We start from the raw sequence: 23,073 nt of genomic DNA on the forward strand, positions 1-23,073 counted from the left end.
ACTAAAATAAGAACAACATTCAATAAAGGAGAGGATACAATGAATCAAGAGCAAACAAAAGCAGTATTGAATCAATTAGTGGCAGATTTAGTCCAATTTTCAACAGTTATTCATCAAACACATTGGTACATGCGTGGGCCAGGATTTTTAACCTTACATCCTAGAATGGACGAGTATATGGAAGAAATAGATGGCCAACTTGATGAGGTTGCTGAGCGCTTAATTACAATCGGTGGTGCGCCTTTTTCAACCTTAAAAGAGTTTAGTGAAAACACAAAAATTCCAGATACAACGGGAACTTTTGACAAAACTATGGCAGAACATCTTGAAAATTTAGTAACAGGTTTCCGTTATCTACGAGATCTTTATTCAACTGGTATTAAAACTGCTGGTAGTGAAGATGACCAAGTAACTGAAGATATGCTTATTGAATTTAAAGGTGCTGTTGAGAAAAACATTTGGATGCTTCAAGCAGAGCTAAACAAAGCTCCTAACCTTTGATTTATTAACCTGACTAATTAAATTTAGTCAGGTTTTATTATTTCTTATCTAGAACATACGTTCTTTTTTGTGATATAATTAAGTACAATAGAAGGAGTGTACGAGATGAAAACAGCAATTTTATTTTTAGTAAATGAGTATGCAGATTGGGAAGGAGCTTACCTTTCAAGTATTTTAAACACGAGCAAAGAATGGGAAGTTAAGACAGCATCTATTGAAAAACAAGTAACTTCAATTGGAGGGTTCAAGACGACTGTAGATTATTTAATTGATGAATTATCAGAAAAAATAGATACTTTCATTTTAATTGGTGGCAATAATTGGCAAATTTCTAATGATACCTTATTAGAAAAAGTAACAACCTTTTTAAATAGCAATTTGATCGTTGGTGCTATTTGTGGAGCTGTGGATTATCTAGCTAAAAATGGTTTGTTAACACCTTACAAACATACTGGAAATGCTCTGTTTTTCTGGCAAGAATATGAAAAATATACAACTCTTGAAAACTTTTTAGAAGTTCAATGTGTTAGTGATAAAAACTTAGTTACAGCTAACGGGACAGCGGCTATTGATTTCACAGAAGCTTTACTTGAAAAATTAAACTTCGAAACAGAAAAAGTTCGTCACAGAGAAATCGGATTACAACGTCTTGGTTACTATGATTACGTAGAAAAATTTGGAAATCCGTTTCATTAATAAAAAATCTCTATTTTAGTTTTTAAGCTAAAATAGAGATTTTTTTATTTATATTTTTCTTCCAACTGACTCATCCATGAACCTAAAAGTGCTCCTAAAACGAGCATAACAAAACACATACCATATTGAAGGATTCCAAAATCAGTATAATCTTTTGGAATAATCATAAGCGTTGAAGAAAAAACAACACCTAATATAAAATGAAATAATTTTGAATAGGCAATGCCAAAAATATAATCCATGACTTTTGATAGTCCTAAAACAATAATAATCGCACCCACACTAAGTGGTAAAATAACGCTGAAATCAATCGTTTTAATACCATCAGACATGGCTTTATACATGCCCATATAAACTAAAAAATTTGATGGACTTAATCCTGGTACAATAAGTCCTAAACCAATTAATCCACCAGCAATCATCCAAGTCCAAGTATTTTGAACAACTTGACCATTAAATAAAGATTCTCCATAAACTAAAAAAATAAAAGATAAAATAAAGGTTACTCCCATAATCACCTTGTCTACATCGTTCCGACCCTTTTTCCCTGCTTCTTTCCATAAAGAAGGCAGTGTACCAACAATACAACCAACAAAAAACCACAAAATAATCGTTTCATATTTTCCAAGTAAAAAACTAACTCCAAAAGAAAGTAAAAAGACTCCTGTCACACCACCTAAACCAATAGGTAAAAAATAAAGCACATTCTCTTTAAAGTTTTTTGTAATATGAGCTAAAAAGGAAATAATTCGTTCATAAATCCCAAAAATCGCTGCTAGCACTCCACCACTAACTCCTGGTAAGATAAATCCTGAACCAATAAACATTCCCTTAATAAATCGTAATAACCAATCTTTGTTGTTTGTTTTGTTCATAATCGTCTCCTTAAAATTCATTCAAACTTTATAATAACTGATATTATTTTAAAAACGCAAAAAATATACTCAGTTTAATCAATTATTTATGACAGAGCAAAATTCAACACTGAATCAACATTATTTATTTTATCTTCCAATTTTTCTTGTATAAATACATCTGGCTTTATACCAATATTATGATGTATCTTCCCATTCGGGTACTCCACCCTTTTAGCCGTTATCATAAACATACCACCAGTTTTAAGCTTAATCCAAGCAGGTTGTCCTGTTGAGCCTGCTGTGTTTTCTCCAATCAAAAGTGCTCTTTTATTACTATCAAAATTAATAATGAAATTTTCTGCTGAGGAATATGTCATTCGATTTTGTAATATTTTAACTTTCACTAGTTTTAAAAGTCCTTGATACTGTTTAAAGTTGCTTTTTTCAATAGTTACTTCTAAGTATTGATGTTTTAAAACTTCATAGAATTCTTTATATTCTTTTTTAGCTGTGTCATCCTTTATGTTATATAAATTCATTGTAGCAGAAGCCACTCTTTCACTATTTATTACTTGGTGATACGCTTTTTCCATTTCGATAGCTTCATCAATAAATCCTTGATAAATCGCATCTGCAAAACCAGAATTACCACCTAGATTATTTCTAAGATCAAATATAATTTCTTCTGCTTTTAAATAGTCTTTTGCATATTTATAAAAATTAGTTACTACTTCTTCTGTCATAAAATGATTAATTTTGACAAGTATTTTTTTATTTATTTTAGCTATTAATATTTCCTCAGAGTCATGTAATATTTTAGCTTCTTTAGGTAATTGCTTAATATAAGTTGACTTTCCCTCATACTTTTTATCTATTAATTTGAATTCATTTTTTGAATTATCAATAAACTCAAGATCTAATATGTCCTCCTCGATTAAAAAAGAAGTTTCACTTTGTAGTAAATTAATAGAGAACTCTCTATTAGATCTCCAGCCATATGTTATACAAAGGTCCCTGAACTCTGTATCACTAAAATTATTCAACTTCTTAATTGGCTTAAATAAATACTCTTGATACTTATCCTCACATTCAACAATAACTAAGTTATCTTCAATAATAGCCAATTTAAAAGGAAAATAGGTGAATGTTTCTTTTATTTTCTCTGGCAGATAAACTAATGTATGTCCGTCATTTAATAAGCTGCTCAACTTCATTAATTTCTTGTAAAAATTATTTAAATCTATGTTTCCACTCACTTTTAAGACTAAATTAGTTATTTCCTTATCCCATTCTTTTAGTAACTCATCTTCCCAATAAGGAAATAAATTTAATACATAATGATTGATTTTTAAAATATCTGAAATTTGATTTTCTACCTCTTTCATCAGCATTACCTCAATCCTTATTCACAAAATGTTTTAACTGATTATCTTTTAACTGAACTATTTCATTTAAAACAACTGGTTTTAAGTTATTTACCTCATTTTCTTTTTCCCAATGAACGTTTACTTTTTCCAAGCATTTTATTTTCTGACTAGGCTCTTTTAAAGTCAATTCATAGACAAAAATAATCTGCTGATAAGGTTTATTTTCATACGTAAAAAAATTCTCAACTATAGCCACTAAACGATTAACTTCAACATCTAAATTCGTTTCTTCTTTAAATTCTCTAATCACTGCTTCTTCAGATGTTTCACCAATTTTAATAGCTCCACCACTTAATGTTTGAGTGCCATCTACTTCTGTTGAAACAAGTAAATCACCTTGATGTCTTAATAAACCACAGGCTCTCACATCAAACTTCGACAAGCCTAATTCAACTCTTATATCTGTCATGTCTATACCTCCTTAAGGACAATAATATTTTTTTACCGATATGAAATGAGAGAATTAGTAAGCTTAAAAGAAGTGCTCCTTTAAAAAAGTTTACCCAAAAAACTAAATAAGGAGCAGCTATTAGCCAAACAACTAATAATAATAATATAACCACACATTGATGGCGAAATTTCATTTTACGGATTAAAATCCATGTCATAAACCCTTCTCTAAGCTGTCTTGTAGCTAAATATTCTTTATATAGTCTCATATTAAAAACTTCTCTCCTTTCAATCTAATATCCCTTAAGTTTATCATATAACTAAAAAAGAGATAAATTGATTTAACAATTCATCTCAATAAATTAAACTTTAGCATAAAAAGTTGTCGCAATATAATCACCTTTATAGGTTTGGCGATACTGATTTGGACTAATACTCGTTTGTTTTTTAAAGATTCGACTAAAATATGCTGGGTCAGTATAGCCGACTTCTTCACTTATTTCACCTAAAGAAAGTGATGTTTCTCGAAGTCTTTTCTTTGCCTGTTCTACTCTGTACTGAGTCAAATAAGCAACATAAGTCATCCCTACTTCTTTTTTAAACAACTGACACAGATAAGCTTTATTTAAGTGCATAAAGTTAGCTAAGTCATCTAGGTTCATCTCTGTATGGAAATGGTTATGAATATATTCAATCATCGGTAAAATCGTTTCATTATTCGTTTGACTATCTTTTCCTACTCGGTGCTCTAGTAAAGAAACTTGATTTAAAGAAATAATGGCACGATGAATACTCGTTAAAGCTTCCTCTTCCTTAAGAGGTTTGACTAAATAATCAATAGCACCCATTCGCATAACTTGTTGAATATTCTGAAAACTTTCCTTCTCATCAAAGAATATACATCTTAGATTGGGATGCATAGCTTTTAATTCTTTAATAATGGCATAAGGATTGTCGTCATTTAAGTTTAAATCAATTAGCAATATTTCAGGTTCATGGTTTTTCCCAACCGCAATTGCTTCCTTGTAATTAATAGCATCAGGAAGTTGAATGACATTAACAAAATACCTTAAAAATAATCTATCTAGAGTTCCATTTAACTCCACATCCTGCGTGATCTTTAATACATGACACATAGTACCCCTACTTTCTTCGCTTCAAACTTCACAAACTAAAGAAACAGACCTAATAACATGTAATTTACATACGTTTATTATAGCATAAATCATACTCCTTTAACCTTATTTATTAAGCAAAACCTTAATTTTATCCAAATATAGTCAAAAAAAGTCCTAACTCTTATTTTGTGAAAAATGATACTGTTAATGTGTAATAAGAAATGAACAACACAATCAAAATATTATTTAGGAGGATTATAATGAGTAAAGAAAATGCTAAAAAAGAAGTCGTCCAAGATGTGATTGATCAACTGATCCAAAAAGCTCACGTCGCCTTAGAAAAAATGGAAACGCTTAACCAAGAACAAGTTGATAAAATTGTTTATGAAATTAGTTTAGCGGCTATTGACCAACATATGCCATTAGCTAAGCTAGCTGTTGAGGAAACAGGTCGTGGTGTTTATGAAGACAAAGCGATAAAAAATATGTTTGCCTCAGAAAGTATTTGGAATAATATTAAACATAATAAAACAGTTGGCGTAATTAACGAAGATAAACAAACTGGTATTGTAGAAATTGCAGCTCCAATTGGAGTACTTTGCGGAGTAACTCCTACAACTAATCCAACATCAACAACTATTTTTAAAGCGATGATTGCTTTAAAAACTCGTAACCCAATCATCTTCGCTTTTCACCCGGCAGCACAAAAATCTTCTGCTGAAGCAGCTCGTGTAGTACGTGATGCAGCGATTAAAGCTGGCGCTCCTGTTGATTGTATTCAGTGGGTAGAAGAGCCTTCTCTTGAAGCAACTAGTTCTTTAATGAATCATGAGGGAATTGCCTCTGTTTTAGCAACTGGTGGTTCAGGCATGGTGAAAGCTGCCTACTCAACTGGGAAGCCAGCGATTGGGGTAGGACCAGGAAACACACCTGCTTATATTGAAAAAACAGCAAAAATCAAACGAGCTGTTAATGACTTAATTGTCTCTAAAACTTTTGATAATGGAATGATTTGTGCCTCTGAACAAGGCATCATCGTTGATAAAGAAATTTATGATGAAGTTAAAAAAGAATTCCAGGCTCATCAAGTTTATATCTGTTCAGGTAAAGAAAAAGATTTAATCGAAAACTATGTGATGAATGAAAGTAAAACAGCAGTCAATCCTGAAGTCGTTGGAAAACCTGCTACTGAAATCGCTGAAAAAGCGGGACTTAAAGTGCCAGCCGGAACAAAAATGATTATTGTCGAACTTGCTGGTACTGGAAAAGAACATCCCCTATCTCTTGAAAAATTATCTCCTGTACTTGCTATGGTTAAATCGAATTCTCATGCAGAAGCCTTTAAACTAGCTGAACAAATGCTTGAAACAGGTCTTGGTCATACAGCATGTATCCATACAGAAGATGAAGACTTACAAATTGCTTATGCTTTAAAAATGAAAGCTTGTCGTATCTTAGTTAATACACCAACTTCTCAAGGTGGTATTGGGGATATCTATAACGAAATGATTCCGTCATTAACTCTTGGTTGTGGTTCATACGGTAAAAACTCAATTTCTCAAAACGTAACAACAGTTAATTTATTAAACTACAAAACATTAGCAAAAAGGAGAACTAATATGCAGTGGTTTAGATTACCAAATAGAATCTTCTTTGAAAAGAATTCAATCCAATACTTACAAGTGATGGAAGATATTGAAAGAGCCTTTATCGTTTGCGACCCTGGTATGGTACAACTTGGTTATGCTGATTTAATTATTGAAGAACTTAGAAAACGTAACAACAAAGTTCATTTTGAAATCTTCTCAGAAGTTGAACCTAACCCTTCAACAAATACGGTTTATAAAGGAACTGAACAAATTGTTAACTTTAAACCTGATACGATTATCGCTTTAGGTGGTGGTTCTGCAATTGATGCGGCTAAAGGAATGTGGTTATTCTACGAACATCCAGAAACTGAATTCTTCGGGGCTAAACAAAAATTCTTAGACATTAGAAAACGAATTTACAAATTCCCTAAAGCTGAAAAATCTCGCTTAGTTTGTGTACCAACAACTTCTGGTACTGGTGCTGAAGTGACACCATTTGCAGTTATTACAGATAGTGAAACACATGTGAAGTATCCACTAGCAGACTATGCTTTAACACCTGATGTTGCGATTATTGACCCACAATTTGTTTTATCAGTACCTAAATCAATTTCTGCTGATACTGGAATGGATGTTTTAACTCACGCTCTAGAATCATATGTCTCAGTTATGGCAAGTGATTATACAAGAGGCTTAAGTATGGAGGCTATTAAATTAGTTTTTGCTAACCTAAGAAATTCAGTAAACAACCAAGATCCTATTGCTCGCGAAAAAATGCATAACGCATCAGCTATTGCTGGTATGGCTTTTGCTAATGCTTTCCTAGGAATTTGTCACTCAGTTGCTCATAAAATCGGTGGTGAGTACAACATTCCACATGGCCGTACAAATGCGATTCTATTACCGCATATCATTAGATATAATGCGAAAGACCCACAAAAACATGCTATCTTCCCTAAATACGATTACTTTAGAGCCCATGAAGATTATGCTCAAATCGCAAAAGATTTAGGTTTTAAAGGAAATACGACAGAAGAATTAGTGGATAGTTTAGTAACTGAAATTATTAAACTTGGTAAAGATGTTGGTATTGATATGAGCCTGAAAGCTCAAGGTGTAACTCAAGAAGTTCTTAATAATACAGTTGACCGTATGGCAGAGTTAGCTTATGAAGACCAATGTACAACAGCTAATCCAAAAGAACCACTAATCAGTGAATTAAAACAAATTATCATTGATGCGTATACAGGAGTGTAACCAAAAAAGAATGGGCTGTGACATACTTATGTCACAGCCCATTCTTTTATTTTTAAAACATTAAACCTGTCACAATAATGATTACTTCTGCAATTAAAGTTCCTACTGATACAGTGATAAATGTTTGTTTGAAAGCATTCTTATGATTTAATCCTGTTAAAGCTAAGAACGTTAAGAAGACACCACTTTGCGGAACAATTGTTAAAATATTCGAAGCAACTGCTGCTACTCTATGAATCATTTCAGGATCTACACCTTTATCAAGATAGAATTGAGCAAAGTTTGGCATAACAATTCCTAACGCTCCTGATGATGAACCTGTAATAGCTGACATTGATGACGTTAAAACAGTTAAACTAATTAATGGATTTCCTGGAATATTTAAAATTAAATCAGAGAAGAATTTAAATCCTGGTGCAACCATAACAACTGCTCCAAAAGCAACAGCAGAAGCTGTAGCAAAGATTGGTGCAATCGAGCCTGATGCACCTAGATTAAAGGCTTTAATTTTTTCAGGAATAAATCCTCTAAATAAAATAACCGCTAAAATAATCGCTGCTAGTAAAGCAATATAGATAATGTTTTTCTTCAAGAAATCACCTCCAAAAATACTACCTGATAAAGCTAATACAATAAGTAGTAACAATGGAGAAATACTTGGTAAAAAGTTTGGTAATTCTTTTTCTTCAATAACTTCTTCTGTCACTGTAACATAAGTTGAATAAGTTTCGCCTTTAGCAATACTTTTATCTAAACAACGTTTCATATAAAACAAACCAAAAGCCACACAACCAATTGAACCTAAAATACTAGGAATAGCTGCTGCTGTTAGAGAGGTATTCAAATATTGAATTGGAATAACATTTTGGATTGCAGGTGTTCCTGGTAAAATAGTCATAGTAAAGGTTGCAATCCCTAACCAAAGTGGCACTTGAATTAAGTTCCATGATAGATCCATTTTTTTGAATAAGCTACGTGCTAAAGGAAGTACCGCAAACATAACAACAAATAAGCTAATACCACCGTAAGTTAAAATCGCACTTACTGCAAAAATCGCAACTAATACTTTATAAGGGCTATCATAACCTACTTTTTTCAAAATATAATCTGCTATTGAAGTCGTTGCCCCACTCATCTCCATTAGTTTAGCTAAGATTGAACCTAATAAGAAAATAGCAAAATAATTTAAAATATAAGTCGATAAGGCACCCATGTATTGATTAGCTTCTTTTCCTAATAAAGAAGTCACTGGGTCCATTTGGTTAAATAAAATAACAATTGCAGTTGCAAGCGGTGCTGCGATAATAATATTAATTTCTTTTAACGAAAAATAAATAATCGCTACAACACCAAGTAAAACACCAATTGAGCCGATAATTTCCATAATCATTTTCCCCTTAATTGAAAAACAAAGGACACAAGTTTATTACCAGTTATTCAAATGAGAATATTAAGCAATTATTCCTATGTCCCTTATTTATTCAAATCTCTTTCTTATTGAGCTGTATATCCACCATCTAATAGACAAGCTTGACCAGTAATTCCTTTAGCTTTATCACTAGCTAAGAATGATACGTAGTCTGCAATTTCTTGAACATCGATTAAACGTTTTTGAGGTACTAATGGGTATAATACTTCTTCCAATACGTTTTCTAGTGGAATATTACGAGTTTTTGATAAGTCGTCAAATTGACCTCTTACTAAAGGTGTATCAACATAACCAGGACAAACAGCATTAACAGTGATACCTGAGTCTGCAGCTTCTAAAGCAGCAACTTTTGTTAAACCAATTAAACCATGTTTAGCTGAGTTATAAGCTGATTTACCAGCAAAACCAATCACACCATTAATTGAAGCCATGTTAATAACACGTCCATGTTTTTGAGCTTTCATTGTTGGGAAGGCACGTTTAATAGCAATAAATGGTGCTACTAACATGACTTTTAACATAAACTCAAATTTTTCAGTTGGGAAATCTTCAATCATTGATACATGTTGTAAACCAGCGTTATTAACTAAAATATCAATACGACCGTATTTTTCAACAACTGAATCAATTGCAGAGTTGATAGCTTCTTCACTTGTTACATCACAAACAACACCAAATGCTTCGTAACCTTCTTTAGTGTAACCAGCTACAACTTCATCTAATTTTTCTTTATTAATATCTGAAAAGGCTACTGCTTTTCCTTCTTTTAAGAAAGTTTCACCGATTTGTTTACCAATACCACTTGCTGCTCCTGTTACGAAAACTACTTCTTTTGAAAATGTCATTTTAAAATCCCCCATATATTTTTTATTTTGTTTTATTAATTAAGGTTGCTTCTGTTGCTGCTTGAACTTCTTCAAAGGTATAATCTGGATGTATCTCAATCGCACATAATCCTTCTTCTTGGTATTCAAAAACACCCATCTCAGTAACTACTAAACTAATAACATTTTTAGCTGTCAATGGCAATGAACACTCATTTAAAATTTTGTGTTTTCCTTTATTTGTGTGCTCCATTGCAACAATTACTTTTTTAGCTCCAACTAATAAATCCATAGCTCCACCCATACCAGGAACCATTTTTCCAGGTATTAAGTAGTTAGCAATACTTCCATGTTGATCGACTTGAAGTGCTCCTAAAACAGTAGCCGCAACGTGTCCTCCTCTGATAATCCCAAATGATGTTGAGCTATCAAAGAACGCTCCTCCTGTTTCAATTCCTACAGGTTGTCCCCCAGCGTTAACTATTGTTGGATCAATATTACCTTCTGAGGCTGCTGTTAAACCAACAAATCCATTTTCAGATTGTAGAGTAATTGTTACATCCTCTGGAATATAGTTAGCTACTTGTGTTGGAAGTCCAATACCTAAGTTAACTAAGGTATTGTTTTCTAATTCTTGAGCCACACGTTTTGCAATTCGTGCTTGAACTTCTTCTTTTGATAATTCTTTTTGTCCAGTTGCCATAATTATTCCCCTCCCTCCACAATATAATCAACAAAGATACCAGGAGTATGTACAAAGTTAGGATCTAAATCCCCTGATTTAACAATTTCACGAGCTTCAACAATAGTTGTTGTTGCATTTGCAGCCATCACTTGATTGAAGTTGTTTTCTGAACCAATGTATTGAAGATTCCCACCTTCATCAACTTTATTAGCAAATATTAATGCCGCATCTGCTTTTATTGGTTTTTCTAGTAAATAGTCTTTCCCGTCAACAGTGAATAGTTCTTTACCTTCTGCAACTAGAGTACCAATTCCTGTTGGTGTTAAAAAGCCACCTAAACCAAATCCTCCAGCTCTTATTTGCTCAACTAAAGTTCCTTGAGGAATCAATTCTACAATAGTTTCACCTTCGTTCATTTGACGTCCAGCTTCTCGGTTTAACCCTATATGAGAAGCAATAATTTTTGAAAATTGTTTTGTCATAACCATTTTTCCTACACCTTTGTCAGGTAGTCCTGCGTCGTTACAAATTAGAGTTAAATTTTTTGTTCCTTTTGCAACTAAAGCATCTACTATTCTCTCTGGTGTTCCATTTGCCATGAATCCTCCGACCATAACAGTATCGCCATCTTTAATCAGATCGACTGCTTGATCTAAAGAAATAATCTTATTCATTGCTTGTTCCTACTTTCCTACAAATTACTGTTCATTTTTAACGATGACTGCTGTTCCTTGTCCGCCACCAATACATAATGTTGCTAAACCTTGTTTTGAACCACGTTTTTTCATTTCATGAATTAATGTAACAAAAATTCTCGCCCCACTTGCTCCAATTGGATGCCCTAAAGCAATGGCACCACCATTAACGTTTACAATTTCAGGGTTTAATTCTAAGTCTTTTAATACCGCAATTGATTGAGCTGCAAAAGCTTCGTTTGATTCAATTAAATCTAAATCAGCCACAGTCAAGTTTGCTTTTTCTAAAGCTTTTCTAGAAGCTGGAATTGGTCCAGTTCCCATTAATTCTGGTGCAACACCAGCACTTGCGTAACTAGTAATTGAAACTAAAATAGTTAAACCTAATTCTTTAGCTTTTTCTTCAGTCATTAACATAACCATTGCTGCTCCGTCATTAATCCCAGAAGCATTACCTGCTGTAACAGTTCCTTCATTTGGAATAAAGGCTGGTCTTAATTTTTGTAATGTTTCAAATGTCGAGTTAACTTTTGGATATTCATCTGTATCCATAATGATTGGATCTTTCTTGCGTTGTGGGATTGATACAGGAACAATCTCATCTGCAAAACGTTTAGTTTCTAATGCTTTAGCAGCTTTTTCTTGGCTAGCCTGAGCGAATTCATCTTGCTCTTTACGAGTTATATTGTATTTTTTAGCAATATTTTCAGCTGTAATTCCCATATGGTAATTATTAAAAGCATCTGTTAAACCATCATTTACTAATGTGTCTACAACTTTTCCATTACCTAAGCGTTGTCCAAAACGGTGATTTGGTAAGACGTATGCTGCTTGTGACATATTTTCAACACCACCAGCAATGACAATTTCAGCATCTCCTAATAAAATACTTTGAGCTGCTAATTCAATCGCTTTAAGTCCTGAACCACAAACCATGTCTAAAGTAAAAGCCGTTTTTTCTTGTGGAATACCTGATTGAATGGCAATTTGTCTTGCAACATTTTGACCTAAACCAGCATGTAAAACATTTCCTAAAATCACTTCATCTACTAATTCTGGTTTAACTTTAGTCGTTTCTAAAATTTTCTTCATAACTGTTGTTCCTAAATCAACAGCTGAAACATCTTTAAATGCTCCTCCAAATGCTCCAATTGGTGTTCTTAAAGCTTCAACAATAACAATGTTTTTATTCATCGTAACAATTCAATCCTCTCTGTTATTTAAAACGCTTTCTACACTTACAAGGTAACAAGAATATTTTAAAAGTTGAAATATATAAAATTTAGATAAGTATAAAAAAAATTTATACTTATACTTGAAAACCTTTGTATTATAAGGTTTAATGGTTGTGTAAAATAAAATAACTATAAGTATACATAATAGTTATTGATTCTATTACTTATAATTATAGACTATGAAAAGGGATGTGCCTGATTATGGACATTAAACAGCTACGATATTTTATGACGATTGTTGACAACAATTTCAACCTCAGTCGTGCCGCTGAATTACTCTATGTTTCTCAACCAACCTTAAGTATGATGATCAATGAATTCGAGCGAAAAGAGGATGTCATTCTCTTTAAAAGAAAAAGAGGGCGTATTTCAGGACTCACTTATTTAGGGGAAAATTATTATAAAGATGCCTGCGAAGTTTTAGACCTTTATAACAAAATGTTCACCAATCTCCACAATGAGCATATAGAAGATTTGAAAGGAACCATTAATATTGGAATTCCACCTTTAGTTTTATCTTTAGTTTTTTCAACCATTATGCCAAAAATGATTTTAGACAATCCTAATATAAAATTTAATATTAAAGAGTCAGGAGCTTATCAATTAAAAAATGACTTACTACTAGGTAATGTTGACATTGCTGCCCTACTTTCTCCAACAGGATTAGCAGATAACTTGATTGAAACCTATGAGATTCAACGCTCTGAATTAGCTGTCTTTTTGTCTCCTAAACACCCTCTTGCTAAGAAAAAAATACTAAGTTGGAAAGATTTAAACCATCAAAAACTGGCTATCTTTGATTCTAGTTTTATGATTAATCATTTACTGATGGACGCTTTTGAAAGACACCAAATCCATCCAAATATTATTTTAACGTCAGGTTCATGGGATTTTATGTTAAATGCCACTAAAATTAATCACGATATTATGACTATTTTGCCAAATCCAACAAATGACTCATATAATTTAAAGGACGTTAAATGTATCAAATTGGAACAACCTATTATTTGGAAAGTTGTTTTAGCAAGATTAAAAAAAGAAAATTATAATAAAATAGAATCCTATATAAATGATTCTATGATAGAAGCTTCTCGTGAAAAACAACACATAGATTCTCAAATAAGTTGAAGTGAATGAGCTACTGTATATTTTTAAGTTATAGCCTATATAAAAAAAGAGTATTAGATATATCAGTTAAAAGGTATTATATTCGAGTTGTCGAAAGGAGCAACGCGAAAAACTATACGTAACTGTTATATCTAATTCTTTTTTCGTTATCATGCTCACTTTTTAACAAATAATTTTATAGGAGTGGAAATTTTGAAAAAAACGTATCCTTGCATTACTCAAGAAACAATTAAGATTGGACAAGTAGCGGAGAAATCAAAACGTATTTCTGAAGAAGATGTAGACATGTTTGCTCGTACAACTGGTGATATGAATCCGGCTCACACAGATGAAGAATATGCTAAAGACAGTCTCTTTAAAACAAAAATCGCTCACGGTATGTTAGGAGCTGGTCTAATATCAGCGGTTTTAGGTATGGATTTACCTGGACCTGGAACTATTTACTTAGGACAAGATTTAAAATTTATGAACCCTATTTTCTTTGATGATGTCATTGTGGCAAAAGTTGAAGTAATCAATCTAATCGATAAGAAAAAATTTATTATAGCTGAACTAAAAACTACAGTTGTTAATCAAGATGGAAAAGTATTAATCGAAGGTATTGCAACAGTTATACCACCTAAAGGAGATAAATAAAATGAAATTAGAAATGAAATTAAAAAACAACGCAGCAAGATCTGTAAACCCATACGGATGTAAACAAGAAGTATTAAATCAAATTAACTATGTCAAAGAACAAGGTAGTTATGAAGGACCTAAAAAAGTTTTAGTTTTAGGTAGCTCATCTAGCTACGGATTAGCAAGCCGCATTACGGCAGCTTTTGGTGCTCACGCAGATACCATTGGCGTTTCTTTTGAAAGAGGACCAAAAGATAAAACAATGTTAGGTACTGCTGGGTGGTATAACAATATTTTCTTCAGAGAGTTTGCTGAAAAAGAAGGATTGATTGCTAAAAATTTCATTGGAGATGCTTATAGCTTAGAAATGAAAGAAGCTGTCATTAACTATATTAAAGAGGAATTTGGTGGCAAGATTGATTTACTTGTTTATAGCTTAGCTGCTCCAAAAAGAACAGACTATAAGACAGGTATCACTTATACTTCAGCTCTAAAACCAATCGAAAAAACTGTGACTGGTGAAAATATTAATCTTGAAAAAGAAGAATTATTCACTCAAGTAGTTGAACCTGCTACAGAAGAAGAAATCGAAGGCACTGTTAAAGTTATGGGCGGCGAAGATTGGGAATGGTGGGTTGAACTTCTTAAAGAAGAAGGTTTGCTTGCTGAAGGATTTAAAACAACTTTATATTCATATATTGGACCAAAAGCAACTCATGCCTTTTATCATGAAGGTTCACTTGGTGTCGCTAAAAAACAAGCTGAAGAATCATCAAATCGCATTAATGAATCACTTAAAGAGCTAAATGGAGAAAGTTTAATTTGTGTTTCTAAAGCTGTAACAACTAAAGCCAGTGTCGTTATTCCGATTTTACCTAAATATTTAATCTGCTTATATAAAGTAATGCTTGAAAAAGGAACTCACGAAACACCAATTATGCATAAAGATCGTATTTTTAGAACTATGTTTTACGGTGAAGAACGCGAATTCGATGACAAAGGTCGCTTACGTCCAGATAGTTGGGAACTAAATGAAGAAGTTCAACAAGAAGTAAGTGCATTAATGGAACAATTAACTCCTGAAAACTTTAAATCAGATTTAACAGCTTACAACCTTTTCAGAAAAGAATTTCTGAATATTAATGGATTTGAAGTTGATGGTAATACGATAGATGAAGTGAACTTTGAAGATTTACAAAAAATGAAACCTTAAATAAAAAGGAGAATTAGGATTATGTCAGTTAAATTTATTAAAGCAGTAGATGTTCCAGAATTAATTAATGACGGTGACACTTTAGCTGTTGAAGGATTTATTGGAACAGGTGTAGCAGAAGAAATTCATGAAGCTGTTGAAAATCATTACAAACAACATCAACATCCTAAAAACTTAACTTTACTTTATGCAGCAGGAATTGGAGACGGCGCATCTAGAGGTTTAAACCACTATGCCCAAGAAGGGTTAATTAAAAGAGCTGTTGGTGGACACTGGGGGCTTGCACCAAAATTACAACCTTTAGTTTCTGAAAATAAAATTGAAGCCTATAATTTTCCACAAGGCGTTATCTCTCAAATGTTTCGTGATATTGCTGCTAAAAAGCCTTTCTTAATTACAAAAGTTGGCCTTGGTACTTTTGTTGACCCAGATATTTCAGGAGGTAAGCTAAACGATATCACCACAGAAGATTTAGTAACAAAAATGACTTTTGACGGTGAAGACTACCTTGCTTACTCCCTACTAAAACCAAATGTAGCTATTTTAAAAGGAACTTATTCTGATGAGCGTGGAAATATTGCCTTTGACGAAGAACCCCTAACTCTTGAAGCTACTTCCTTAGCTATGGCAGTTAAAAATGCTGGCGGAATTGTTATTGTTCAAGTTAAAAAATGTGTCCGTTCTGGCTCCCTTGATCCTAAACTTGTCAAAATCCCTAGTTTGTTAGTGGATTATGTGGTTGAAGTGGAGGATGAAACTAAACATATGCAGACCTTTAACACACAATTTAACTCTGACTTTATTCAATCAAATGTGATAAAATCAGAAAATTCCCAAGCAGTTCCCCTTAATGACCGTAAAATTATCGCTAGAAGATCGGCTCAATTAATCCCTGCTGATGCTAAAATTGTTAATTTTGGGATCGGTGTTCCCGAAGTTATCTCAGCAGTTTTAAAAGAGGAAGGCTCAAGTGACCGTTTTACAACAACTATTGAACCAGGTAGTTTTGGCGGTGTGCCTGTTGGCGGTCTTGATTTTGGTGCTGCTATTTCTCCTGAATCAATCATTGACCAGTCTTATATGTTTGATTTTTATGACGGTGGCGGAATAGATATTGCCTTTTTAGGCTTAGCTGAGTGCGATAAAGATGGCAATATTAATGTGTCTAAATTTGGACCTAAGATTGCTGGTGCTGGTGGGTTTATTAATATTACTCAAAATACGAAAAATGTTGTTTTTTGTGGTACTTTCACAGCAGGCGGTTTAAAAACAGAGATCTCCAATCACGAATTACATATCACTCAAGAAGGTAAAAAATCTAAATTTGTTGAGTCAGTTGAACAAATTACATTCAGTGGTAAAACAGCTATTAATAATAAACAAAATGTTTACTACGTTACTGAAAGAGCTGTTTTCAAATTAGTTAAAGACGGTGTTGAATTAATCGAAATCGCTCCTGGCATTGACATTAAAAATGACATCTTAGATCACATGGCATTCAAACCCTTAATTTCAGATGATTTAAAACTAATGGACACTTCTATTTTCAATGAAGATAAAATGGCTCTCAAGTATTAATTCCCATTAATCCTTACAAGCTTTCTACGAAACAAAATTTATAATAGATGGATTTCCGCTTCGGCGAAATTAAAGGAGTGTGACAAAAATAAGTCACACTCCCTTTTGCTTTATTCATTTTTAAAGAAACTAACAAAAAAATCTTCTACATAGTCTGCTAACTGATTGTGTTGAATATTTTCTAAACGGCAAACATTTACTGACCAACTAAAAAAGGGATCAATCGAGCGACATAAAAGCGTATTTTGTGTGTAGTGCAGAACAATTGGTGCTGGTAATATAGTGACAATATCAAGAGACTCACACATACTAGCTAGTAAATCCCAAGCCCCTGATTCAAAAAAGATATTCGGGGTCACACCTGCCACTTGGAAATTTTTCTTAATTTGATGATGAATCATAAAAGAGCTGTTTAATAAAATAAGTCGCTCACGGCCAAGATCTTTATAAGTCACAGGTTCATCACTCAATGCAAATTTGTGGTCTTTATTAAAAATCGCTACTACTTGATTATCAACAATAGTGGTACTTCTAATATTTTGAGTGGTAATCGGATCAATTAAAAAAGCAATATCAATTTCTTGAAGTAGTAGCATTTTTTGAAGTTCGTAAGCTCCTGCTTCTACTATTTCTAATTGAATAGTTGGATTTTCCATAATAAAATGAGGAATTGCTTTTTTAAATAAAACAGTTAAAATAACTGGTGGAATCCCTACTTTAATAGTTCCTTTGACAGCAGTTTTATTAATTCTTAAATCAGTCATCAAATGATTATATTGATTTAAAACAGTTAAAGCGTTATCATAGAATTCCTTACCGATTGGCGTTAAATCCACTAATCGACCTTTGGAACGAACAAAAAGCTCAACCTCTTCTTTTTCTTCAAATTCTTTAATGAATTTAGTCAAACCTGGTTGAGAAATTAGTAATATTTTGGCAGATTGTGATAAATTAAAATTGTTTTCAACAATTGTGGTAAAGTACTCCAAGTGCTTAATATCCATAATAACCTCCACTAAATTTATAATAAGGACAGATAAAAATGTATCTCAAAGACATTGTAGCTAATTATTTACCAAATATAAAGTTAAATCATGACTTCTTAATTATTGGTGTAACAGGAAATGTGGCTTCAGGCAAGTCAACCTTTGCTTCTTACCTAAAAAAAGAATTACAAAAAACCTTTCTTTTTGATCAAATTGAAACGATCTCAACAGATGATTTTTTATATACCAATGACTACTTAATCCATCATAACCTTTTCAATAAAAAGGGTTGGTTAGAGTCTTATGATTTTAATAAAATCACCAACTTTTTTAATGACTTAAATCAAAATGAAAAAGCAGTTTTAAACGGAAAATACAATCAACAAATTGGTGATATGAATCAAACCAATTATTTAATTAAAAAGCCTACTGTTTTAATTCTTGAAGGGACTATGGTTTTAACACCTTTATTCGAAGAATATATTGATTTATCTATTTTTTTAGAGGTTGATTTAGAAACAAATTATAAATGGTTTAAAGGGCGTTCTTTAGAAAATCTAAAATATAAAAAAGAATATGCACACCTAAGTGTTGATGAAGCTTCAGAAGTTATTGAAACGATTTGGTCTGATGTTAACTTAAAAACCTTTTTTAATTACATCGAACCCTATAAAGAAAATGCCACGATTAAAATTAGTGTTAATGAATTTCATGAAATTGAAAAACTAGCTTTTCAAGGAAACTAGTGAAACTTCCTTAGTTTTAGCCGATTTAGACTATTTTTTTTAGTAGTTTTAAGGTATCCTATAAGTATCTCATGAGCACATACAAAGAGAAGGAGTTTTCATACATGAAAGATTTTACACACCCTAAGTTTCCAACGATTCATATTAAATTATTAAAAGGTGAGCACACTGAACAGTTAACAAAACTTTTAGATGGCTCTACACTTGAAACAGAAACTCTTTTAAATTTTATACCTGAGAATTTAACAACTGATGAAAAATATTTATATGGTATTTTTGATGAATCAAATTTAATCGGTGTCATCGACTTAATCGAGGATTACCCAACTAAACAAGGTGCTTATATTCACCAATTCTTTATTAGTGAAGAAGTGACTGATAGCTTACTTGCTGAGACACTTTACCAAGCACTAGAAAAAACGGCTCAAGAAACAAATATTATTTCTCTTGAGTTAAATAAAGCTATTTCAGATCAACCTTTATGGAATAACTTAGGCTTTACTGACAACAAAAAAAGTATTTAACACTGATAACCTCGCATTAAAAATGTGAGGTTTTTTAATTTAAAAAAAGATGTGTTTTAGGCATTACATGGTAAAATTATTATTATTTAAGTTATTAGGAGGGGTTGTTATGTCATTTCGTAAAAATCTAACACGTCAAAGTGTTTACCACTCTGTTTTTATTTTTACAATTATTTACTTTATATTGATGTATTTTCAAAAAAGAATCTTACTGGGGCTTTTCCAAACTCAGCTATCTTTCTCCATTCCAAATATAATTGCTCTTATTACTAGTGATAATACCCTTGATGAGTTGGTAAGTAGAGGAATAAATGGAGCTATTCTGACTGGTTGCTTTTTAATTATTGAAATTCTACTTTTCATTATTTTAATCATTCATTTTCTTTGTAAATTGTGGCGAGTTCACTATATTGAACAGCTTAGAAAATTTGATTTTCTACTTGTTTTAGGACTTCTAATTTTATTAGTTGGTAGCTTTTACTATGCTTACGTGTTAGGAACAACTTCTCTAGATACTTATAATACTATTTCAACATCACTTAACCGAGTAACACCTAAACAATTGCAACTCCTTAGTGAGAAGTGGAAAGATTTTATTTTTAATTATCAATTTTCATTAGGTTATTTACCAAGAGATGTATCCATGGTGATTGATCACGTTAAACAGTTAATTTCTAATGTAAAAGAAATCGCTCAAATTCCTGATGTGATTAATCATTACTTAAATCAATTAAGTCAATTTAAATTCCATTATTTCTTATTAATGTGTAGTGGGTTTGCGACTCTTTTAATTTCTCAATTATTTGAATACCGTTTAATTTTAAAATCATTTAAAGAATTTAAAATTAAGAAAAAAGCAGAAAAAATTGAAAGAAAACAACAAGAACAAGTTCTTAAAACAGAAATGATACCAACAGAAGTAACAACAACTGATCAGCTAACAAAAATCTTAGTCGAACAACAAGAATTAATGGCAAAAATCATTGATTTACAAAGTGATATGCAAGAAAATATGAAAAAATAAAAGGATAGTTACTCGTTTTGGAGTAACTATCCTTTTTATTTATTCACATAATCTGCTACTAAATCTTGGATTTCTTTATAGATTTCAGCAACTTCATCTAAGTTACTTGCATTGGCACCACTTGCTAAAGGATGCCCTCCGCCATGATGACGTTTGGCAATTGTATTAATAATTGGGCCTTTCGAACGTAATCTTACACGGTAAAAGCCTTCAGGTTGAGCAACAAAAATCCCCCAAGCTTTCATCCCTTTCACTTTTCCAGGAATTGGAATAATCGCTGGTGTTTCTGAATCTACCACACCAAAACGGTCCAACACTTCTTGAGACAGTAAAACCATTCCCGCACCGTTTTCATCAACTACAACATTTTCCATAACATAACCTGATAATCGTAAGACATTTTCTGGCATCTCTGTCATTTCACGGTTTAATTCGGCTACATCAAAATCAAATTCTCTTAATTTACTCGCAACATAAAGAGTGTGACTTGTTGTTGCTGGGTATTTAAAACGCCCAGTGTCCCCAATAATTCCAGCATATAAAAGACGAGCTGCTTCTGTTGTCATGACTAGTTCTTTATCAAATTCAGCATAAAAATCATAAATCACTTCACTCGCACTACTAGCCTCTGTATTAACCCATGATAAATCCCCGTATGGCTCGTCATCTGGATGGTGATCCATTTTAATTAGTAAATCACCTAATTTGTACTGCTCTCCACTTATACGAGGTTCATTAGCTGTATCAGTTGCAATCACTAAAGCTCCCTCATACATTTCATCAGTGACTTCATCCATTTCAATTAAATAAGATAATTGATTGACATCTCCACCAACTACATATATTTCTTTTTCTGGAAATGATGCTTTTAAGATTTCAGCAAGTCCCCCTTGAGAACCAAGTGCATCCATATCTGGGCTTTGATGACGATGAATCATTATTCTAGGATATTTTTTTATTGTCTCTAGAATTTCTTTTGTTATACCACTCATTAACTTACTTCCTCCTAAGCTTGCTCCATTAACTGACAAACAGTCATCGCCTTAGCCACAACTACATTATCAATAAAGACTTCAATATCTATTTTAGCAGAACGTCTGCCTACTTCAATGATTCGTGACTTGAACTCAATTTCACTATCAATTTGAATTAATTTAAAATAATACAAACTCATTTGCTCAATCACTGAATTGTAGTGATATTTTACAGTCAAAGTTCTTTGAGCTACTTTTGAAATAACTTGGTTTAAAACACCAAAAGAAACTGTCCCCATATTATTAACCATTTGAGGTGTGACAACAAATGAAAATTCTGGCAAACCATCTTCACCTTTTCCTTCTTTTTCAATCACTTCATCTGTAATTAAATCTGATAAAGTATTTGAAACTTGAGGTTGTCTTTGAGCTAATTGCATAGCTTTCATCACATCTCTTCTTGAAACAATTCCAATTAAAGTTAAATCATCCTCGACAACTGGAACAATCTCTAAACCATCCCAAATCATCTGATGCCCAATACTTGCCACACTCATGTGTTGTTTAGCTTTTCTAGGGTCTTTAGTCATTAATTTTTCAATTGGTTGAGTTAACGCTTTATTAACCACATCTTTTGAAGTGATAATTCCCATTAAACGATTTGTTTTATTAATAACTGGAAAACGTGAAAAGCCACTTATTTCTGTTAATTTTTGATAATCTTCCACTGTATCTTTTACATTCAAGTAATAGGTTTTTTCAAAAGGTGTTTCAATATCCTTAACCGTCATAATATCTTTTTTAATCATTTGGTCACTAATGGCACGGTTAATGGTTGTCGCAACAGTAAAGGTGTCATAAGTTGTTCTAATAATCGGCATCTCTACTTCATCTGCTAAAGATAAAATATCTTCAGAGACATCAAAACCACCTGTTAATAGAACTGCTGCTCCATTCTCAAGAGCTAGGCGTTGAACCCCAGTCCTATCTCCGACAATCATTAAAGAACCTGATGTAATGTAGCGCAACATATTTTCTTCTGTCATAGCACCAATAATGAATTTTTTAAGAACTTTATCTAATCCTTTTCGGCCTGCTAAAATATCACCTTCAATAATTTTAGAGACTTCTCCAAAGGTGAGTCTTTCAATATTTTCTTTCACTTTTTTCTCAATTCTAATAGTTCCAACACGTTGAATCGTTGAAACTAAACCAATATTTTCAGCTTCTTTTATTGCTCGATAAGCAGTCCCTTCACTAACTGAAAGAGCTTTGGCAATTCCTCGAACAGAAATCTTTTCACCTACTGGTAGTGTTTCTATGTATTCAAGAATTTGATCATGTTTTGTAACTGCCATTGTTTTCACCTAATTCTTTCTTCTTTATCTTGCTATAGTTTGAACACACTGTTTCAATCCACGAAGTATTAACTAATTAACATTCTATCATGATTTTGCCTTAAAATAAATTCACACGATTATAACAGTTCTTTTAATGACTAAAATAGATAAAAAACTTTATTTTTATCACAAGTTTGACAATAAAAAAAACTGAAAGAATTCCCTTCAGTTTTTAAGTA

Annotated in this window: 22 protein-coding genes; 10 read left to right on the forward strand and 12 right to left on the reverse strand. The window is 32.4% G+C overall.

Annotated features, from left to right (window positions below; all coding sequences use genetic code 11):
* Positions 1 to 39 precede the first annotated feature (39 nt).
* Together DFR54_RS09015 and DFR54_RS09020 are read left to right on the forward strand one after the other, a co-directional pair.
* Positions 40 to 501 (forward strand): Dps family protein, encoded by a 462-nt coding sequence (locus DFR54_RS09015; protein ID WP_114289929.1) that lies wholly within the window; start codon positions 40 to 42, stop codon positions 499 to 501.
* 105 nt (positions 502 to 606) lie between these two features.
* Complete coding sequence (locus DFR54_RS09020; protein WP_114289930.1) at positions 607 to 1,197, forward strand: type 1 glutamine amidotransferase family protein; 591 nt, start codon at positions 607 to 609, stop codon at positions 1,195 to 1,197.
* 44 nt (positions 1,198 to 1,241) lie between these two features.
* Here the strand turns inward: DFR54_RS09020 and DFR54_RS09025 are convergent, their stop codons facing one another.
* The 4 genes from DFR54_RS09025 to DFR54_RS09045 form a co-directional block, all read right to left on the reverse strand.
* Positions 1,242 to 2,093, reverse strand: coding sequence for a DUF368 domain-containing protein (locus DFR54_RS09025; RefSeq protein ID WP_114289931.1), 852 nt, complete (start codon positions 2,091 to 2,093; stop codon positions 1,242 to 1,244).
* 65 nt (positions 2,094 to 2,158) lie between these two features.
* Positions 2,159 to 3,439, reverse strand: coding sequence for a S41 family peptidase (locus DFR54_RS09030; RefSeq protein WP_170126947.1), 1,281 nt, complete (start codon positions 3,437 to 3,439; stop codon positions 2,159 to 2,161).
* Positions 3,440 to 3,449: 10 nt separating this feature from the next.
* The gene (locus DFR54_RS09035) at positions 3,450 to 3,890 is read right to left on the reverse strand and encodes an NUDIX hydrolase (protein WP_114289933.1); all 441 of its coding nucleotides are present in this window, start codon (positions 3,888 to 3,890) and stop codon (positions 3,450 to 3,452) included.
* Positions 3,891 to 4,233: 343 nt separating this feature from the next.
* Entirely contained in the window at positions 4,234 to 5,007 is a 774-nt protein-coding gene (locus DFR54_RS09045) for an AraC family transcriptional regulator (protein WP_114289935.1), read from the reverse strand.
* 242 nt (positions 5,008 to 5,249) lie between these two features.
* Here DFR54_RS09045 and adhE point away from each other — a divergent pair, with 242 nt between their 5' ends.
* Positions 5,250 to 7,835 (forward strand): bifunctional acetaldehyde-CoA/alcohol dehydrogenase, encoded by a 2,586-nt coding sequence (gene adhE, locus DFR54_RS09050; protein ID WP_114289936.1) that lies wholly within the window; start codon positions 5,250 to 5,252, stop codon positions 7,833 to 7,835.
* Positions 7,836 to 7,887: 52 nt separating this feature from the next.
* On the opposite strand, the gene DFR54_RS09055 is transcribed toward adhE, so the two are convergent.
* From DFR54_RS09055 to DFR54_RS09075, 5 genes are all read right to left on the reverse strand, one after another.
* Complete coding sequence (locus DFR54_RS09055) at positions 7,888 to 9,219, reverse strand: GntP family permease (protein ID WP_114289937.1); 1,332 nt, start codon at positions 9,217 to 9,219, stop codon at positions 7,888 to 7,890.
* A 110-nt stretch (positions 9,220 to 9,329) separates the two neighbouring features.
* Positions 9,330 to 10,109, reverse strand: coding sequence for a 3-hydroxybutyrate dehydrogenase (locus DFR54_RS09060; RefSeq protein ID WP_086341149.1), 780 nt, complete (start codon positions 10,107 to 10,109; stop codon positions 9,330 to 9,332).
* Between the two features lie 22 nt (positions 10,110 to 10,131).
* Positions 10,132 to 10,791, reverse strand: a complete 660-nt coding sequence (locus DFR54_RS09065) for a 3-oxoacid CoA-transferase subunit B (protein WP_114289938.1) — start codon at positions 10,789 to 10,791, stop codon at positions 10,132 to 10,134.
* A 2-nt stretch (positions 10,792 to 10,793) separates the two neighbouring features.
* Positions 10,794 to 11,447: a CoA transferase subunit A gene (locus DFR54_RS09070; RefSeq protein ID WP_114289939.1), complete on the reverse strand. Its 654-nt coding sequence runs from the start codon at positions 11,445 to 11,447 to the stop codon at positions 10,794 to 10,796.
* Positions 11,448 to 11,471: 24 nt separating this feature from the next.
* Complete coding sequence (locus tag DFR54_RS09075) at positions 11,472 to 12,662, reverse strand: acetyl-CoA C-acetyltransferase (RefSeq protein WP_114289940.1); 1,191 nt, start codon at positions 12,660 to 12,662, stop codon at positions 11,472 to 11,474.
* A gap of 242 nt (positions 12,663 to 12,904) precedes the next feature.
* Between DFR54_RS09075 and DFR54_RS09080 the strand changes: the two genes are divergently transcribed.
* The 4 genes from DFR54_RS09080 to DFR54_RS09095 all read left to right on the forward strand — a co-directional run bounded on the left by DFR54_RS09080 (position 12,905) and on the right by DFR54_RS09095 (position 17,240).
* Positions 12,905 to 13,831, forward strand: coding sequence for a LysR family transcriptional regulator (locus DFR54_RS09080; protein ID WP_114289941.1), 927 nt, complete (start codon positions 12,905 to 12,907; stop codon positions 13,829 to 13,831).
* A 192-nt stretch (positions 13,832 to 14,023) separates the two neighbouring features.
* The gene (locus DFR54_RS09085; RefSeq protein ID WP_206172103.1) at positions 14,024 to 14,467 is read left to right on the forward strand and encodes a MaoC family dehydratase; all 444 of its coding nucleotides are present in this window, start codon (positions 14,024 to 14,026) and stop codon (positions 14,465 to 14,467) included.
* 1 nt (position 14,468) lies between these two features.
* Positions 14,469 to 15,662, forward strand: coding sequence for an enoyl-ACP reductase FabV (gene fabV, locus DFR54_RS09090; RefSeq protein WP_114289942.1), 1,194 nt, complete (start codon positions 14,469 to 14,471; stop codon positions 15,660 to 15,662).
* A 21-nt stretch (positions 15,663 to 15,683) separates the two neighbouring features.
* Positions 15,684 to 17,240 carry an acyl CoA:acetate/3-ketoacid CoA transferase gene (locus DFR54_RS09095; RefSeq protein WP_114289943.1) on the forward strand — a complete coding sequence of 519 codons (1,557 nt, stop codon included), beginning with the start codon at positions 15,684 to 15,686 and terminating at the stop codon, positions 17,238 to 17,240.
* Positions 17,241 to 17,350: 110 nt separating this feature from the next.
* Here the strand turns inward: DFR54_RS09095 and DFR54_RS09100 are convergent, their stop codons facing one another.
* A complete protein-coding gene (locus tag DFR54_RS09100; RefSeq protein ID WP_114289944.1) occupies positions 17,351 to 18,244 on the reverse strand; it encodes a LysR family transcriptional regulator in 894 nt (297 codons plus the stop codon).
* A gap of 38 nt (positions 18,245 to 18,282) precedes the next feature.
* Here DFR54_RS09100 and DFR54_RS09105 point away from each other — a divergent pair, with 38 nt between their 5' ends.
* The 3 genes from DFR54_RS09105 to DFR54_RS09115 all read left to right on the forward strand — a co-directional run bounded on the left by DFR54_RS09105 (position 18,283) and on the right by DFR54_RS09115 (position 20,520).
* Positions 18,283 to 18,972, forward strand: coding sequence for an AAA family ATPase (locus DFR54_RS09105; RefSeq protein WP_114289945.1), 690 nt, complete (start codon positions 18,283 to 18,285; stop codon positions 18,970 to 18,972).
* A 104-nt stretch (positions 18,973 to 19,076) separates the two neighbouring features.
* A complete protein-coding gene (locus DFR54_RS09110; RefSeq protein ID WP_170126948.1) occupies positions 19,077 to 19,496 on the forward strand; it encodes a GNAT family N-acetyltransferase in 420 nt (139 codons plus the stop codon).
* Between the two features lie 109 nt (positions 19,497 to 19,605).
* Positions 19,606 to 20,520: a hypothetical protein gene (locus DFR54_RS09115; protein WP_114289947.1), complete on the forward strand. Its 915-nt coding sequence runs from the start codon at positions 19,606 to 19,608 to the stop codon at positions 20,518 to 20,520.
* 35 nt (positions 20,521 to 20,555) lie between these two features.
* Here DFR54_RS09115 and DFR54_RS09120 read toward each other — a convergent pair whose 3' ends face one another.
* Positions 20,556 to 21,512, reverse strand: a complete 957-nt coding sequence (locus DFR54_RS09120; RefSeq protein WP_086341138.1) for a DHH family phosphoesterase — start codon at positions 21,510 to 21,512, stop codon at positions 20,556 to 20,558.
* 14 nt (positions 21,513 to 21,526) lie between these two features.
* Entirely contained in the window at positions 21,527 to 22,852 is a 1,326-nt protein-coding gene (locus tag DFR54_RS09125) for a DRTGG domain-containing protein (RefSeq protein WP_114289948.1), read from the reverse strand.
* Positions 22,853 to 23,073: the final 221 nt, after the last annotated feature.

It is taken from the genome of Vagococcus fluvialis (assembly GCF_003337315.1).
Lineage (GTDB): Bacteria > Bacillota > Bacilli > Lactobacillales > Vagococcaceae > Vagococcus > Vagococcus fluvialis.

Bases quoted from the DNA above. Each gene is read 5' to 3' on its own strand.
- DFR54_RS09015 (WP_114289929.1), top strand. From the start codon at position 40: ATGAATCAAGAGCAAACAAAAGCAGTATTGAATCAATTAGTGGCAGAT.
- DFR54_RS09020 (WP_114289930.1), top strand. From the start codon at position 607: ATGAAAACAGCAATTTTATTTTTAGTAAATGAGTATGCAGATTGGGAA.
- DFR54_RS09025 (WP_114289931.1), bottom strand. From the start codon at position 2,093: ATGAATTTTAAGGAGACGATTATGAACAAAACAAACAACAAAGATTGG.
- DFR54_RS09030 (WP_170126947.1), bottom strand. From the start codon at position 3,439: ATGAAAGAGGTAGAAAATCAAATTTCAGATATTTTAAAAATCAATCAT.
- DFR54_RS09035 (WP_114289933.1), bottom strand. From the start codon at position 3,890: ATGACAGATATAAGAGTTGAATTAGGCTTGTCGAAGTTTGATGTGAGA.
- DFR54_RS09045 (WP_114289935.1), bottom strand. From the start codon at position 5,007: ATGTGTCATGTATTAAAGATCACGCAGGATGTGGAGTTAAATGGAACT.
- adhE (WP_114289936.1), top strand. From the start codon at position 5,250: ATGAGTAAAGAAAATGCTAAAAAAGAAGTCGTCCAAGATGTGATTGAT.
- DFR54_RS09055 (WP_114289937.1), bottom strand. From the start codon at position 9,219: ATGGAAATTATCGGCTCAATTGGTGTTTTACTTGGTGTTGTAGCGATT.
- DFR54_RS09060 (WP_086341149.1), bottom strand. From the start codon at position 10,109: ATGACATTTTCAAAAGAAGTAGTTTTCGTAACAGGAGCAGCAAGTGGT.
- DFR54_RS09065 (WP_114289938.1), bottom strand. From the start codon at position 10,791: ATGGCAACTGGACAAAAAGAATTATCAAAAGAAGAAGTTCAAGCACGA.
- DFR54_RS09070 (WP_114289939.1), bottom strand. From the start codon at position 11,447: ATGAATAAGATTATTTCTTTAGATCAAGCAGTCGATCTGATTAAAGAT.
- DFR54_RS09075 (WP_114289940.1), bottom strand. From the start codon at position 12,662: ATGAATAAAAACATTGTTATTGTTGAAGCTTTAAGAACACCAATTGGA.
- DFR54_RS09080 (WP_114289941.1), top strand. From the start codon at position 12,905: ATGGACATTAAACAGCTACGATATTTTATGACGATTGTTGACAACAAT.
- fabV (WP_114289942.1), top strand. From the start codon at position 14,469: ATGAAATTAGAAATGAAATTAAAAAACAACGCAGCAAGATCTGTAAAC.
- DFR54_RS09095 (WP_114289943.1), top strand. From the start codon at position 15,684: ATGTCAGTTAAATTTATTAAAGCAGTAGATGTTCCAGAATTAATTAAT.
- DFR54_RS09100 (WP_114289944.1), bottom strand. From the start codon at position 18,244: ATGGATATTAAGCACTTGGAGTACTTTACCACAATTGTTGAAAACAAT.
- DFR54_RS09105 (WP_114289945.1), top strand. From the start codon at position 18,283: ATGTATCTCAAAGACATTGTAGCTAATTATTTACCAAATATAAAGTTA.
- DFR54_RS09110 (WP_170126948.1), top strand. From the start codon at position 19,077: ATGAAAGATTTTACACACCCTAAGTTTCCAACGATTCATATTAAATTA.
- DFR54_RS09115 (WP_114289947.1), top strand. From the start codon at position 19,606: ATGTCATTTCGTAAAAATCTAACACGTCAAAGTGTTTACCACTCTGTT.
- DFR54_RS09120 (WP_086341138.1), bottom strand. From the start codon at position 21,512: ATGAGTGGTATAACAAAAGAAATTCTAGAGACAATAAAAAAATATCCT.
- DFR54_RS09125 (WP_114289948.1), bottom strand. From the start codon at position 22,852: ATGGCAGTTACAAAACATGATCAAATTCTTGAATACATAGAAACACTA.